We start from the raw sequence: 14578 nt of genomic DNA on the forward strand, positions 1-14578 counted from the left end.
GGCCGCATCCCTGAAAGGGGAGTTTCCGCCATGTCCCACAGTGTCCACCACCACGCGTTCGGCGCCGCGAGCCTTGGTATCGCGGTGGCCATCGCCTGCCTGCCCGTCGGTCCGGCGCAAGCCCAATCGCCGGCGCAGGCCATGACCCGCTCCGTGAGCGCCGAGGAGACTTATCGCGACATCGAGCAGACCCTCGGCCTCGTGCCGAGCTTCTTCAAGGCGTTCCCCGATGCGGGCATCGCCGGAGCCTGGGCCGAGTTCAAGGCGGTGCAGATCAACCCGCAGACCCACTTGTCCGGGAAGGAGAAGGAACTGATCGGGCTCGCGGTGGCGGCTCAGGTGCCGTGCCACTATTGCGTCTATTTCCACACCGCCGCAGCCCGCCTGCACGGGGCGAGCGAGGCGGAGATCCGCGAGGCCGTGGCCATGGCCGCCATTACGCGCCACTGGAGCACGGTGCTGAACGGCATGCAGGTGGACGAGGCGCAGTTCATGAAGGAGACCGACACCGCCATGGCCATGGCCGCCGCGAAGATGAAGGCCGGCCCGGCATCGACCCCGGCCAAGGGCCAATAGAGCGTTTTCGAGCGAAGTGGATGCCGGGTCGCGTGCAGAAAACGCGTCAAAGCCGGAGCGCCTGCCGGAGGGGCGTTCAGCGCTCGGCGGCGCCGCGCATCAGCAGGCGGTCGCCGCGGAACTCGAAGGCCTGGAGCCGCGACAGGAAGCTCATGCCGAGCAGGCTGGTGCGCAGCATGCCGGGCGGGGAGACGAGGGCCGGCACGTGGCGCTCCACGATGCCGCCGATGATGATGTTGTCGAGCACCACGGCGGCCGCGCGGGTGCGTCCGCCGGCGGTGTCCACGGGCACGTCGTATTTCAGGAAGTCCACCGGCAGGCCGACGGCCTTCGCCGCCTCGTGGGTCAGTACCACGGAGGAGGCGCCGGTATCCACCAGCATGTTCATGCTGGTGCCGTTGATGGCGGCGCGCACGCCGAAGTCGCCGCCGCTCCCGCGCGCCACCTCCACCGCGACGCTGCCCGGCTGGGCAACATTCACCGCATAGCCCGGCGCCACTTCCGCCAGCACCCGCCGACCCACCTGGTTCAGCGGCTCCCGATAGGTGTAGCCGAGGGCGAGGAGGGCTGCGAGCACCAGCCAGAAGGCGGCGGCCATGAGGGATTCGCCGATGCGGCCGCGGACCACCGACCACAGGCCAGCCCCGATGAAGACCGCGATGGCCAGCTGGCTCACCAGCGCGCCGAACTGGTTGAGGTCGATGCCCGCGACCTCGCCCTGCTCGTGATGGACGGCGAGCACCACCACCCCGCCGAACAGGCCGAGCAGCAGGATCCACAGGAGGCGGTCGCTGCGCATGGCGTCAGTCCGGTGCGCTGTCGCGCGCTTCGGCCTTGAGCCGGGCGAGGCGCTGGGGGAGCGCGGCCATGACGGCGGCGCGCATGGGAGGCGAATAGGAAACCCAGGCGCCGATTTCACGCAGCGAGCGGCCGCAGCCGAGGCACAGTCCGCTGAGGGGCTCGATGGCGCACAGCTTGATGCATGGCGTCTCCATAGACGGCGTCGCGGTGGCCTCCGTGTCAGGCGTCTGTCCGGGTGGTCTCAACGTCAATGGCGCGGCACTCGTTGGGTTCGATCAATGGAAGCTGGCGGCGGCGACTCGTGTCCCGCCTCACCTGCCAGGGAAGATAAGCACGCCGAGGAGGAAGACAATCACCGCCACCTGCTGGGTGGCGCCGGCCACGTCTCCGGTCTGCCCGCCGATCAGCCGGCCCGACAGCCGCATCATGGCGAACAGCGCCACCAGGGGGGCGATGAGGCCGGCAAAGGCGGTGCTGATGCCGAAGCCCGGCACCAGGATGACCGCCACCAGCAGCGCCGCCACCAGAGCGCAGGCAAGGCCCGCCGCTTCCGAGGGGCGTCCCAATGAGGCGCCGGCACCATCGGTGCGGGCAGGGGGCAGGGCAAGGAGCAGCAGCACCCCGGCCGCGCGGGAGGCCGCTTCCGCCGCCACCAGCACCAGCGCCGCGCGGACCATTCCGGCCGACATCACGAGGGCCTCCAGCGCCGCCACCCGCAGCAGCAGCGCCAGGATGAGGGCGCAGCCGCCATAGGTGCCGATGCGGCTGTCGCGCATGATGGCGAGGCGCTGGGCCTTGTCCCGCCCGCCACCGAGGCCGTCCGCCGTGTCGGCCAGTCCATCCTCGTGGAAGGCGCCGGTGGCCAGCACCAGGGCGGTGACCGCCAGAACCGATGCGAGGAACGCCGGCAGCTTCAGCGCCACGGCCCCCACCAGCACCACCGCGCCGATCAGCCCGATGACCGCGCCCGCCAGGGGAATGGCATAGGCGATGCGGTCGAGGCTGGGCATGGCGAAGGCGTCGGGGTCGTCGCGTCCGGCGGGGATGGGCAGCCGCGAATAGAAGCGCAGGGCGGCGACGAGGTCTTGTGCGATCCGATCGAGCTGCATGGCGTTCCGGCTGGCCGTGGCGGTGGCGCGCCGGATCGAGCCCGCCGCTCGCCCTTGGGAGCCTGTCTTGCGGCCGGGGTCAAGGGGCGGGATCACCGCGATGGGCTCGTGTGCCGGACCAGCGACGGCGAAGCCGGAGCGCCGAGCCGGCACCCAGGAGACAAGTTCTGCGCAGCAGGCGATGGCTTCAACAATTGGGGGGAGGCAGCGCCTGCGGCGGACTTTTGCGCTGGGCCCCAGCTCTCCTCGCAATTCTCCTTGCGCTGCCGCTTCAGTCGGCCGGGGTACGAGGGCGTCCCCCGCGCCAGCGCGTCCCACTGGCCAAACCGCGCGCCATGCCCCTATATGCCGGGCACGGACGGGCCTTTTGGCCCGGCCGACGCCGTGCTTTGGAGGCATCGAGATCATGACCGGCTTAACGAGGTCCAGCGACGGTCTGGACGAGCGCCGTCGCCGCATCCTGTTCCGCGCCTGGCATCGCGGCATGCGCGAGATGGACCTCATCCTGGGCGGCTTCGCCAATGTGGAGATCGAGGCCCTCTCCGACGCCGAGCTGGACGCCTTCGAGGAATTGCTGGAGCCCGAGGACCAGAAGGTCTTCTCCTGGATCAGCGGCAGCGAGCCGACGCCCGCCGAATTCGACACGCCGCTGTTCCGCAAGATCTGCGACTTCCATCTGTCCGGACGCGGCCTGCCGGCCTGACCGCGCCGCCGCCTTGATTCCTCCCCGGAGTACCCTCGTGAAGCGTCCCCAGCTCCTTGCCGATGCGCTGGCCGAAGGCCGGCCGCTCATCCTCTCCCGCGTCGCGGACGGCATGGAGGGCATGGTGGTGGCGGACCTCGCCCGCTCCCTCGCCGGGCGCAAGAATGCACCCTGGCCGAGCCTCACCGTCATCTGCCGGGACGGCCAGCGCATGGCGGCGCTGGAGCGGGGCCTGGCCTTCTTCGCGCCGGAGCTGGAGGTGCTGAGCTTTCCCTCGTGGGATTGCCTGCCTTACGACCGCGCCTCGCCCAACCCGTCCATCCTGGCCCGGCGCATGGCGACCCTGGCAAAGCTTGCGCGCGTCAAGGGCGGCGCTGCCAGCGTGCTACTCACCACCGTGAACGCCACGGTGCAGCGGGTGCCGGCCAAGGGGCTGGTGGCGGCGCAATCGCTGGTGGCCGCGCCGGGCAATACCATCGACCTTGAGGGCGTGACCCAATGGGCCGAGCAGAACGGCTTCCTGCGCACCCCCACCGTGCGCGACACAGGCGAATATGCGGTGCGCGGCGGCCTCATCGACCTGTTTCCGCCGGGCCTCGACGCCCCCATCCGCCTCGACTTCTTCGGCGACACGCTGGAGACCATCCGCGCCTTCGATCCCGAGACCCAGCGTACCACCGGGCAGGTCCGCTCCCTGGAACTGGTGCCCATGGCCGAGTTCCAGCTGACCACGGAAACCATGCGGCGCTTCCGCATGGCCTATGTGGCGGAGTTCGGCGCCGCCCGGAAGGGCGACACCCTCTATGAGGCGGTGAGCGAAGGCCGCCGCCACGCCGGCATGGAACACTGGCTGCCCCTGTTCCACGAGCGCATGGACACGCTGTTCGACTATCTGGAGGGCGGCACCCTGCTGCTCGACCCGCTGGCGGAAGAGGCGGGCGGCGAGCGCATCGCCCAGATCGCCGATTATTACGACGCCCGGAAGGGGGGGCAGGAGCTGGGCGGCGGCACCATCTACAATCCCCTGCCGGCGGACCGGCTCTATCTCTCCGGCCCCGAATGGAACAAGCGGCTGGCGCGCCACAGCCTCGCGCGGCTCAGCCCCTTCGCCGCGCCGGAGGGGGCGGAGGCCCGCGTCATCGATCTTGGCGGCGTGCAGGGCCGCTCCTTCGCCGCCGAGCGGGCGGAGCAGGATGCCAACGTCTTCGACGCCGCCATCACCCATGTGCGCGAGCTGCAGAAGGCCAAGAAGGTGATCCTCGCCGGCTGGTCCGAGGGCTCGCGCGAGCGGCTGGGCACGGTGCTGGCCGACCACGGGCTGAAGGGCCTCGCCGCCATCTCCCGCTTCGACAGCCTCGCCGCCCTGCCCAAGACGCAGGCGGCGCTGGCCGTGTTCGGGCTGGAGGCCGGCTTCGAGACGCCGGACTTCGCCGTCATCGGCGAGCAGGACATCCTCGGCGACCGGCTGGTGCGCCCCAAGCGCAAGGCCCGCCGCCCGCAGGACGTGCTGACGGAACTCACCGCGCTCACCGCCGGCGACCTCGTGGTGCATGTGGACCACGGCATCGGCCGCTTCATCGGCCTGAAGACCGTGGAGGCCATGGGCGCCCCCCACGACTGCCTGGAGATCCACTACGCCGGCGGCGACAAGCTGTTCCTGCCGGTGGAAAATCTCGAACTGCTGAGCCGCTACGGCTCGGAGGACACCGAAGCCCAGCTCGACAAGCTGGGCGGCGGCGCCTGGCAGGCGCGCAAGGCGCGGATGAAGAAGCGCATCCGCGAGATGGCGTCCGAACTCATCAAGATCGCCGCCCAGCGCCAGCTCGGCGAGGCACCCAAGCTGGTGCCGGCCATGGGCCTCTACGACGAGTTCCGCGCCCGCTTCCCCTATGAGGAGACCGACGACCAGGACGCCGCCATCGACGCGGTGCTGGACGACCTCGCCTCCGGCCACCCCATGGACCGGCTGATCTGCGGCGACGTGGGCTTCGGCAAGACGGAAGTGGCCCTGCGCGCCGCCTTCGCCGTGGCGCTCTCCGGCAAGCAGGTGGCGGTGGTGGTGCCCACCACGCTGCTGGCCCGCCAGCATCACAAGACCTTCTCCGAGCGCTTCAAGGGCCTGCCGGTGAACATCGCCCAGGCCTCGCGCATGGTGACGGGCAAGGACCTCACCGCCGTGAAGAAGGGCATCGCCGACGGCACGGTGGACATCGTGGTGGGCACCCACGCCTTGCTGGGCAAGGCCATCAGCTTCAAGGACCTCGGCCTGGTCATCGTGGACGAGGAGCAGCATTTCGGCGTCTCCCACAAGGAGCGGCTGAAGCAGCTGCGCGCCGAAGTTCATGTGCTGACGCTGACCGCCACCCCCATCCCCCGCACCCTGCAACTGGCCATGACAGGGGTGCGCGAGCTTTCCATCATCGCCACGCCGCCGGTGGACCGTCTGGCGGTGCGCACCTTCATCACGCCGTTCGATCCGCTGGTGGTGCGCGAGGCGCTGCTACGCGAGCGCTATCGCGGCGGCCAGAGCTTCTATGTGGTGCCGCGCATCGAGGATCTGGGCGAGGTGCGCGAGTTCCTGGCCGCGTCCGTGCCCGAGGTGAAGGTGGCGGTGGCCCACGGCCAGCTCGCCGCCGGGGCGCTGGAAGACATCATGACCGCCTTCTACGACGGCCAGTATGATGTGCTGCTCTCCACCACAATTGTGGAATCCGGCCTCGACGTGCCCAATGCCAACACGCTGATCGTGCACCGCGCCGACATGTTCGGCCTCGCCCAGCTCTACCAGTTGCGCGGCCGCGTGGGCCGGGCCAAGGCGCGGGCCTATGCCATCTTCACCGTGCCGGCGAGCAAGCCCATGACGGTGCAGGCGGAACGCCGGCTGAAGGTGCTGCAGTCGCTGGAGACGCTGGGCGCCGGCTTCCAGCTGGCGAGCCACGACCTCGACATCCGCGGCGCCGGCAATCTCTTGGGCGACGAGCAGTCGGGCCACATCAAGGAAGTGGGCTACGAGCTTTACCAGGAGATGCTGCAGGAGGCGATTGCCCACCTCAAGGCCGGCATCACCGACTATGTGGACGACAAGTGGTCCCCCAACATCACCATCGGCATGCCGGTGCTGATCCCGGAGGACTATGTGGCCGACCTCCACGTGCGCCTCACCCTCTACCGCCGCCTCGCGGACATCCAGGACGACGGCGAGATCGACGCCTTCGGGGCGGAGCTGGTGGACCGCTTCGGCCCGACGCCGGAGGAGGTAGGCCAGCTCTTGAAGCTCACCCAGATCAAGGCGCTGGCCCGCAAGGCCAATGTGGAGAAGGTGGACGCCGGCCCCAAGGGCGTGGTGCTGGGCTTCCGCGACAACGAGTTCGCCGACCCCTCGGGCCTCGTGAAGCTCATCGGGCAGGAGGGCAACCAGGCCAAGGTGCGGCCCGACTTCAAGGTGGTGTTCCTGCGCGACTGGTCCACCGCCGAGGCCCGGCTGAAGGGCACGCTGGTGGTGCTGAAGAAGCTCGCCGCGCTGGCGGGCAAGAAGGCGCTCTGAGAGGGGGCTCCGGGCCTGCCGCCGTGCGGTTGCCGACATGAAAAGACCCGCCGGGGCGCTGCCGCGGCGGGTCTTGTTGTTCTGTGGCTCCGGCTGTGCCGGGAAGCGTTCGGCCTACTTGACGCCGAGCACGCCGCCGACGGCGCCGCCCACCGCGCCCACCGTGCCGCCCACCACGGCGCCCACGGGGCCGGCCGCTTTCTCGCCGGCGCGGGCACCTTCCTTGGCGCCTTCGCCGGTGCCCTTCACGCCGCCGGCCACGCCACCGGTGACGGCGCCGCCGACGCCACCCACCGTGCCGCCCACGGCGGTGCCCACCGGCCCGGCCGCCTTGTCGCCCACTTCGGCACCCTTGTTGGCGCCCTGCTCGGCGCCCTTGACCACGCCCTGCGCGAATACGGCGGTGGAGCCCAGCGCCAGAACGAGGGCTGCCGCGACAATGGTCGTCTTCATGACTGATCCTTTCGTGCTCGACACTTCCCGATGGCCGGACGGACAGGCCGTCCCGGCCGGGCGCGCGACCTTACGGGGCGTTTTGGTCTGCTCTCCCTGCCCAACCATAGCGTGCCCGAGGGGCACCCGCCATGGTGTCAGGGGAGGGATCAGCGGGAGTTGAAGGGACGGGATCGGCACCGCTGGGCGAAGCCTGGTGCGCAAAAAGAAACGGCCGGGCACAAGGCCCGGCCGAACTCACTCAAGTTGCTTCGCCGCCCGGGCAAGCCGGCTGTTGCCGGTTTGCGTTACGCAAAGACTCGCCGGGCGGCGTCAGAGGTTCGTTCTACCTCAGAAGTCCATGCCGCCGCCCGGGCAAACCGGCTGTTGCCGGTTTGCGTTACGCAAAAACTCGCCGGGCGGCGTCGCAGGCCTGTTCTACCTCAGAAGTCCATGCCGCCGCCCGGCATGGCCGGGGCCGCGGGGGCGTTCTTCTTCGGCAGCTCGGCGATGAGCGCCTCGGTGGTGATGAGCAGGCCCGACACGGAGGCGGCATCCTGAAGGGCGGTGCGCACGACCTTGGTGGGGTCGATGATGCCGGCCTTCACCATGTCCACATATTCGCCGGTCTGGGCGTTGTAGCCGAAGCTGTAGTCCGAGGACTCCAGGATCTTGCCCACCACCACGGAACCGTCGTCGCCCGCGTTCTGGACGATCTGGCGGGCCGGAGCCTGGATGGCGCGGCGGACGATCTCGATGCCGGTCTTCTGGTCGGCATTATCGACCTTCAGGCCCTCGAGCGCCTTGATGGAGCGCAGCAGGGCCACGCCGCCGCCGGGGACGATGCCTTCTTCCACCGCGGCGCGGGTGGCGTGCAGGGCGTCGTCCACGCGATCCTTCTTCTCCTTGACTTCCACTTCCGTGGAGCCGCCCACGCGCACCACGGCGACGCCGCCGGCGAGCTTGGCAAGGCGCTCCTGCGCCTTCTCACGGTCGTAGTCGGAGGTGGTGGTCTCGATCTGGGCGCGGATCTGGGCGATGCGGGCCTCGATGTCGGCCTTCTCGCCGGAGCCGTCGACGATGGTGGTGTTCTCCTTCTCGATCACCACCTTCTTGGCGCGGCCGAGCATGGAGAGGTTCACGCTGTCGAGCTTGATGCCGAGATCGTCGGAGATCACGGTGCCGCCGGTGAGGATCGCGATGTCCTGCAGCATGGCTTTGCGGCGATCGCCGAAGCCGGGAGCCTTCACGGCCGCGACCTTGAGGCCGCCGCGCAGCTTGTTCACCACGAGGGTGGCGAGCGCCTCGCCTTCCACGTCCTCGGCGATGATCAGCAGCGGACGGGCCGACTGCACCACCGCCTCGAGCACGGGCAGCAGCTCCTGGAGGCCGGAGAGCTTCTTCTCGTTGATGAGGATGTAGGGTTCCTCGAACTCAACGCGCATCTTTTCGGCGTTGGTCACGAAGTAGGGCGAGAGGTAGCCGCGGTCGAACTGCATGCCCTCGACCACGTCCAGCTCGGTCTCGGCGGTCTTGGCTTCCTCGACGGTGATGACGCCCTCGTTGCCGACCTTCTTCATGGCCTCGGCGAGGAACTTGCCGACCTCGGCGTCGCCGTTGGCGGAGATGGTGCCGACCTGGGCGATCTCGTCGTTGGAGGTCACCTTGCGCGAGTTGGCGGCCAGGTCCTTGACGATGGCGTCCACCGCGAGGTCGATGCCGCGCTTCAGGTCCATGGGGTTCATGCCGGCGGCAACCGCCTTGGCGCCCTCGCGGACGATGGCCTGGGCCAGCACGGTGGCGGTGGTGGTGCCGTCGCCGGCCAGATCGTTGGTCTTGGAGGCGACTTCACGCACCAGCTGGGCGCCGAGGTTCTCGAACCGGTCTTCCAGCTCGATCTCCTTGGCCACCGACACACCGTCCTTGGTGATGCGGGGGGCGCCGAAGCTCTTCTCGATCACCACGTTGCGGCCCTTGGGACCGAGGGTGACCTTCACGGCATTGGCGAGGATGTCGACGCCGCGCAGAACCTTGTCGCGCGCATCAACGGAAAATTTTACGTCCTTGGCAGCCATGTGGCCTGCTCCTTCAAAGTGGGACGAAAGACGGGATCTGTGTGAAAGCCGTGGTCAGCCGGGCTGACTCAGGCGGCCTTCTGGGCGTTGGCCGAAGTCTCGAGCACGCCGAGGATGTCGCTCTCCTTCATGATCAGGAGATCCTGGCCGTCGATCTTCACCTCGGTGCCCGACCACTTGCCGAACAGCACCAGGTCGCCGGCCTTCACGTCGAGGGCGACGAGCTCGCCCTTCTCGTTGCGGGCGCCCGGGCCCACGGCGATGACTTCGCCCTGCTGGGGCTTTTCCTTGACGCTGTCGGGAATGATGATGCCGCCGGCAGTCTTCTGCTCGGCTTCGATGCGCTTCACAACCACGCGGTCGTGCAGAGGACGGAAACCCATCGGGAAACCTCCGGTTCGATGCTTCAATTCAAGGCGCCGGGCCTAGAGCACCCGGCCCGACCGCGATCTAAGACCGCGGTTTTCGTCCCGCAAGGGGGTGCGGAAAAAATTTAGCACTCGTGGGAGCGGAGTGCTAGCAGGGCCGAAATACGAATGAAATCAAGGCTGCGGGAGCGCCCCGCCTGATTTCTGTGCGCCCACCCCTTCATCAGGGTGGCTGTCAGCAGTCCTGGCTTGAGGCTGCTAGACCATTGTTTTCGCAGACAGAAACCAATCTTTAGCCTTGGTCGTTGGAAACTTTGGAGCCGACAATGCAATTGTCTGGTCCCGACGGTCTCCACGCCGGCCGTGAGACGTCCGGGACAGGGATATGGAGGTGTGCCCCATGGTGTCCCATCCGTCCAAGGTGTCGCGTGATTTCGTCCTGCAGATGGAGGGCTACGGCCTCGCCACGGCCGAGATCCTCTACCGGATGCCCGACCATCCCGCCCTTCTTCAGACCTATCTCTGGCAGGAATACGACCTCTGCCCGCGGTTTCCCGAACTCAACAAGTTCCTCGATTTCTGGCAACGGGAGATCGAGGGGCAGCTCCATTCGGTGCGGGTGGCCCATAGCGGGCTCATCAAGCCGGCGGAGCTGCGGACCGTGGACGGGATGTTCCTGTTGAACTGATCGGCCCGGAGCCGACGGCTGTCGCAACCGGATAACACCCGGCGGGCGACGCGCGTCCTAACCTGCCCCTTCAACGCCGGCCGCGTTCGCGCTCCGGCGCAACAGGGGAGAAGGCCATGGCGGGCAAGCGCATTTTGATGATCGTCGGCGATTTCGGCGAGGATTACGAGATCATGGTGCCCTACCAGGCGCTGCTGGCGGTGGGGCACACGGTGCATGGCGTCTGCCCCGGCAAGAAGGCCGGCGACAAGATCGCCACCGCCATCCACGATTTCGAGGGCCACCAGACTTATACGGAAAAGCCCGGCCACCTCTTCGCCCTCAACGCCACCTTCGCCGAGGTGGATGTTGCCAGCTACGACGCCCTGCTGGTTCCCGGCGGCCGCGCGCCGGAATATCTGCGGCTCTATCCCGAGGTGATCGCCGCGGTCCGGCATTTCTTCGACGCCGGCAAGCCGGTGGCGGCCATCTGCCACGGCGCGCAGATGCTGGCGGCCGCCGGCGTCCTCAAGGGCCGCACCTGCTCGGCCTATCCCGCCTGCCGCCCGGAAGTGGAGCTTGGCGGCGGCACCTATGCCGACATTCCCGTGGATGCGGCCGTCACCGAGGGCAACCTCGTGAGCGCCCCCGCCTGGCCGGCGCATCCGGCCTTTGTTGCGCAGTTCCTTACCCTATTGGGAACATCCATCTCGCTTTGAGCTGCCCGTCGGGTTATGGATGGGGCAGGGCGGCGATACGGCATGCGCGCACCGCGGGGGTTGCGCGCATGCCGGCCGCCCGGTCGATCTCATGCCATCGGCCTTTCGTCGTTGACCGATGCCGGGTGGGTACGCTCAAGTGCCGCGTGGGCTTGACCAAAGCTCGTGAGGCAAGCTCATGAGCCTTGGTTTCAAGGTGCAGGCGAGCGGGAGGAACATCCCATGTGCCGTTTGTTCAGCGAGGCCGATGCCGCCCTGTGGGTCCAGGAGACCCGGGCGCTGCGCCTGAATGGCTTCAGCACCAGCGTGCGGCTCGAAGCCTTCTTCTGGAACGTGATCGAGGATATCGCCGCCCGTGACGGCCTCTCCGTGAACCGGCTTTTGTCGCGGCTCTACGACGAGAAGGCGCAGGCCGGCCGGGACATCGACAATTTCACCTCTTTCCTGCGGGTGTGCTGCGGGCGCTATCTGGCGCTGCGGGCCCAGGGCCTCGTGCCCGAGGCGGGAGCGCTGGCGGTGCTCGATGTCGATCGCATCCTCCACGCCGAGCGCGACACGCCCCTCCTCGCCCGCCGGCCATCGTCGGCGGCCTGAGGGAAAGCGGGGGTCGGCATCATGGTGTGGATGCGGCCAAGGCTCGAGGACCCTACGCCCTGACAGCGCCGTTTTCGCGATGCTAAGAGTTAAGGTGACCCGTGGAAACGAGGTTGGAAACGAGGTCCCGTTGGATCACCGCACGCCCCGAACGTCCGAATTGCTCGCCGCCGTCCTCGCCGCCCAGGAAGAGGACAAGGTGGCCATTGGCGACCTGGTGAACGCCTTGCGCAACCGCGCCTTCGGCATTCTCTTCCTCATCTTCGGCATTCCCAACTGCATCCCCATGCCGCCCGGAATCCCGGTGATCTGCGGCATCATCCTCGGCCTCATCGGCCTGCAGATGGCCTTGGGCCGGCAGGAATTGTGGCTGCCGGAGACCATCGCCAGGCGCACCTTTTCGCGGGCCATGCTGGAGAGCATCGTCACCCGCTCGCGGCCCTGGATCGAGCGCTTCGAAAAGCTCTCCCGCCCGCGCCTGGAGCAGTTCGCCGGCCCCACCGCCCGCCGCTTGGTGGGGGCGACGGTGGTGCTGCTGGGCTTCATCCTGCTTTTGCCCATCCCCTTCCTCGGCAATCTGCCGCCGGGCTTCGCCGTGTGCATCTTCGGCCTTGGGCTGGTGGAGCGGGACGGCCTCGTGATCCTCGCCGGCTTCGGCGCGACGGTGCTGGGGCTGCTGATCACCGCCGCCATGAGCTGGGCCATCTACCAGGGCGCGGTCGCCATCTTCTGACCCCGCCGCGATCCCTGTTCCGATTCCAGCCATTCGAGCCAGCAGCCCTCAAACATGCGCGTTGACGCCTTCGACTTCGACCTCCCGGAGGAGCATATCGCCTTGCGCCCGGCCGAACCGCGCGATGCCGCGCGGATGCTGGTGGTGCGTCCGGGCGGGACGCCGGAATTGTCCGACCTGCGGGTCGCAGACCTGCCCGGTTTCATCACCTCCAACGATGCCTTGGTGGTGAACGACACCCGCGTCATCCCCGCAGCCCTTGAAGGCGTGCGCGAGCGCGACGGCGGCGCGGCGGTGCGGATCGAGGCCAACCTCATCAAGCGGCTGGACGCCTCGCGCTGGCAGGCCTTCGCCAAGCCGGGCAAGCGCCTGCGGTTGGGCGATCGTGTGCGCTTCGGCGGGGAGGGGAGGGCCTGCCTGCTCGGCGCCCTCGATGCGGAGATCGCGGCCAAGGAGGAGGACGGCTCGGTGGTCCTCGCCTTCGATCTTGCGGGCGCGGCGCTGGACGAGGCGGTGACGGCGGTGGGGCACATGCCCATCCCGCCCTATATCGCCGCCCGCCGCGCCGAGGACGACCGCGACCGCGCCGACTACCAGACCCTGTTCGCCCGCGTCTCCGGCTCGGTGGCCGCGCCCACGGCGAGCCTGCATTTTACCCCCGAGCTTCTGGCCCGCATCGCCGCCACCGGGGCCGGGATGCACATGGTGACGCTGCATGTGGGGGCGGGTACCTTCCTGCCGGTGAAGGCGGAGGACACCACCGGCCATCGCATGCACGCCGAATGGGGCGCGGTGAGCGCGGAGACAGCCGCCGCCCTCAACGCCGTGAAGGCCGCGGGCGGGCGCATCTTCACCGTGGGCTCCACCTCCACCCGCCTCATCGAGAGCGCCACGGGGGAAGACGGCCTCATCCGCCCCTTCGTGGGGGAGACGGACATCTTCATCACCCCCGGTTACCGCTTCCGCGCGGTGAACGGCATGCTCACCAACTTCCACCTGCCGCGCTCGACGCTGGTGATGCTGGTGGCCGCCTTCGTGGGGCACGAGGCGCAGAAGCGCGCTTATGCCCATGCCATCGCGAACGGCTACCGCTTCTATTCCTATGGCGATGCGTGCCTGCTTCTGCCAGAAGGCGGGCCATGACGTGCCCTCAGCCTCTCGCCGACACCTTCTCCTTCACTCTCTCCGCCACCGACGGCGCCGCCCGCACCGGCTTCGTCTCGACGCCGCGCGGTGCCATCCGCACGCCGGCCTTCATGCCGGTGGGCACGGCGGCCACGGTGAAGGGGCTCTATTTCGACCAGGTGCGGCAGACCGGCGCCGACATCGTGCTCGCCAACACCTACCACCTCATGCTGCGCCCCGGCGCGGAGCGCATCGCCAGGCTTGGCGGGCTGCACACTTTCATGGGCTGGGACGGGCCGATCCTCACCGATTCCGGCGGCTTCCAGGTGATGAGCCTGTCGAGCCTGCGCAAGATGAGCGAGCAGGGCGTCACCTTCCGCTCCCATGTGGACGGCGCCTATTTCGAGATGAGCCCCGAGCGCTCGGTGGAGATCCAGGGCCTGCTCGGCGCCGACATCCAGATGCAGCTCGATGAATGCGTGCGCCTGCCCTGCACGGATGACGAGGCCGCCCGCGCCATGCGCCTCTCTTTGCGCTGGGCCGAGCGCTCGAAGCGCGCATTCGAGGCGCAGCCGAAGGGCCGGGCCCTGTTCGGCATCGTGCAGGGCGGGGCGGTGCCGGCGCTGCGGGTGGAATCGGCCCGCGCGCTGGCGGACATGGATTTCCCCGGCTATTCCATCGGTGGCCTTGCGGTGGGTGAGCCGCAGGAGGTCATGCTGGCCATGATCGAGACGGTGGAGCCGCATTTGCCGGCGCTGAAGCCGCGCTACCTGATGGGCGTGGGCACGCCGGACGACCTTCTGGAATCGGTGGCGCGCGGCATCGACATGTTCGATTGCGTGATGCCCACCCGCTCGGGCCGGCACGCTTTGGCCTTCACCCGCTTCGGCCGCATCAATCTGAAGAATGCCCGCCACGCTGACGACGCCCGTCCGCTGGACGAGGAAAGCGACTGCCCGGCCCTCCGCGATTATTCCCGCGCCTATCTCCACCACCTGGTGCGCTGCGAGGAGATGCTGGGCTCCATGCTGCTCACCTGGGCCAATGTCCATTATTACGAGCAGCTCATGGCCGGTGCCCGCGCTGCCATCGCCGAGGGGCGGTATGGGGATTATGTGGCAGGGGTAAAGGA

General features: G+C 68.5%; 14 protein-coding genes and 1 pseudogene. 9 read left to right on the forward strand and 6 right to left on the reverse strand.

Features of this window, described 5'->3' with window-relative positions:
* The first annotated feature begins 30 nt into the window (after positions 1-30).
* Positions 31-576: a carboxymuconolactone decarboxylase family protein gene (locus tag K9U41_RS04635; RefSeq protein ID WP_282639688.1), complete on the forward strand. Its 546-nt coding sequence runs from the start codon at positions 31-33 to the stop codon at positions 574-576.
* A gap of 76 nt (positions 577-652) precedes the next feature.
* Here the strand turns inward: K9U41_RS04635 and K9U41_RS04640 are convergent, their stop codons facing one another.
* The 3 genes from K9U41_RS04640 to cobS all read right to left on the reverse strand — a co-directional run bounded on the left by K9U41_RS04640 (position 653) and on the right by cobS (position 2486).
* On the reverse strand, positions 653-1375 hold the full coding sequence (locus tag K9U41_RS04640; RefSeq protein ID WP_282639689.1) for a retropepsin-like aspartic protease family protein: 723 nt from the start codon (positions 1373-1375) through the stop codon (positions 653-655).
* Between the two features lie 4 nt (positions 1376-1379).
* Entirely contained in the window at positions 1380-1571 is a 192-nt protein-coding gene (locus K9U41_RS04645; protein WP_282639690.1) for a DUF1289 domain-containing protein, read from the reverse strand.
* 117 nt (positions 1572-1688) lie between these two features.
* Complete coding sequence (gene cobS, locus K9U41_RS04650) at positions 1689-2486, reverse strand: adenosylcobinamide-GDP ribazoletransferase (RefSeq protein ID WP_282639691.1); 798 nt, start codon at positions 2484-2486, stop codon at positions 1689-1691.
* A 406-nt stretch (positions 2487-2892) separates the two neighbouring features.
* On the opposite strand from cobS, the gene K9U41_RS04655 reads away from it, so the two are divergent.
* Together K9U41_RS04655 and mfd are read left to right on the forward strand one after the other, a co-directional pair.
* On the forward strand, positions 2893-3189 hold the full coding sequence (locus tag K9U41_RS04655) for a succinate dehydrogenase assembly factor 2 (protein ID WP_149574183.1): 297 nt from the start codon (positions 2893-2895) through the stop codon (positions 3187-3189).
* Positions 3190-3226: 37 nt separating this feature from the next.
* A complete protein-coding gene (mfd, locus tag K9U41_RS04660; protein WP_282639692.1) occupies positions 3227-6733 on the forward strand; it encodes a transcription-repair coupling factor in 3507 nt (1168 codons plus the stop codon).
* Between the two features lie 120 nt (positions 6734-6853).
* Here mfd and K9U41_RS23915 read toward each other — a convergent pair.
* The 3 genes and pseudogenes from K9U41_RS23915 to groES all read right to left on the reverse strand — a co-directional run.
* A pseudogene (locus K9U41_RS23915) lies at positions 6854-6994 on the reverse strand (DUF1236 domain-containing protein); the annotation flags it as partial.
* 614 nt (positions 6995-7608) lie between these two features.
* A complete protein-coding gene (gene groL, locus K9U41_RS04670; RefSeq protein WP_282639694.1) occupies positions 7609-9240 on the reverse strand; it encodes a chaperonin GroEL in 1632 nt (543 codons plus the stop codon).
* 68 nt (positions 9241-9308) lie between these two features.
* Positions 9309-9623, reverse strand: coding sequence for a co-chaperone GroES (gene groES / locus K9U41_RS04675; protein ID WP_282639695.1), 315 nt, complete (start codon positions 9621-9623; stop codon positions 9309-9311).
* A 385-nt stretch (positions 9624-10008) separates the two neighbouring features.
* Here groES and K9U41_RS04680 point away from each other — a divergent pair, with 385 nt between their 5' ends.
* From K9U41_RS04680 to tgt, 6 genes are all read left to right on the forward strand, one after another.
* Positions 10009-10296, forward strand: a complete 288-nt coding sequence (locus K9U41_RS04680) for an usg protein (protein ID WP_282639696.1) — start codon at positions 10009-10011, stop codon at positions 10294-10296.
* 116 nt (positions 10297-10412) lie between these two features.
* On the forward strand, positions 10413-10994 hold the full coding sequence (locus tag K9U41_RS04685) for a DJ-1/PfpI family protein (RefSeq protein WP_282639697.1): 582 nt from the start codon (positions 10413-10415) through the stop codon (positions 10992-10994).
* A 222-nt stretch (positions 10995-11216) separates the two neighbouring features.
* Positions 11217-11588 carry a ribbon-helix-helix domain-containing protein gene (locus K9U41_RS04690; protein WP_282639698.1) on the forward strand — a complete coding sequence of 124 codons (372 nt, stop codon included), beginning with the start codon at positions 11217-11219 and terminating at the stop codon, positions 11586-11588.
* Between the two features lie 130 nt (positions 11589-11718).
* On the forward strand, positions 11719-12321 hold the full coding sequence (locus K9U41_RS04695) for an exopolysaccharide biosynthesis protein (RefSeq protein ID WP_282639699.1): 603 nt from the start codon (positions 11719-11721) through the stop codon (positions 12319-12321).
* Positions 12322-12375: 54 nt separating this feature from the next.
* Positions 12376-13464, forward strand: coding sequence for a tRNA preQ1(34) S-adenosylmethionine ribosyltransferase-isomerase QueA (gene queA / locus K9U41_RS04700; protein WP_282639700.1), 1089 nt, complete (start codon positions 12376-12378; stop codon positions 13462-13464).
* Positions 13461-14578 (forward strand): tRNA guanosine(34) transglycosylase Tgt (gene tgt / locus K9U41_RS04705; RefSeq protein ID WP_282639701.1); only part of this gene is annotated, 1118 nt, incomplete at its 3' end. The genes queA and tgt, both read left to right, overlap by 4 nt.

Origin of the sequence: Xanthobacter autotrophicus (genome assembly GCF_029991245.1) — a bacterium.
In the GTDB taxonomy this organism is placed as follows: Bacteria; Pseudomonadota; Alphaproteobacteria; order Rhizobiales; family Xanthobacteraceae; genus Xanthobacter; species Xanthobacter autotrophicus_C.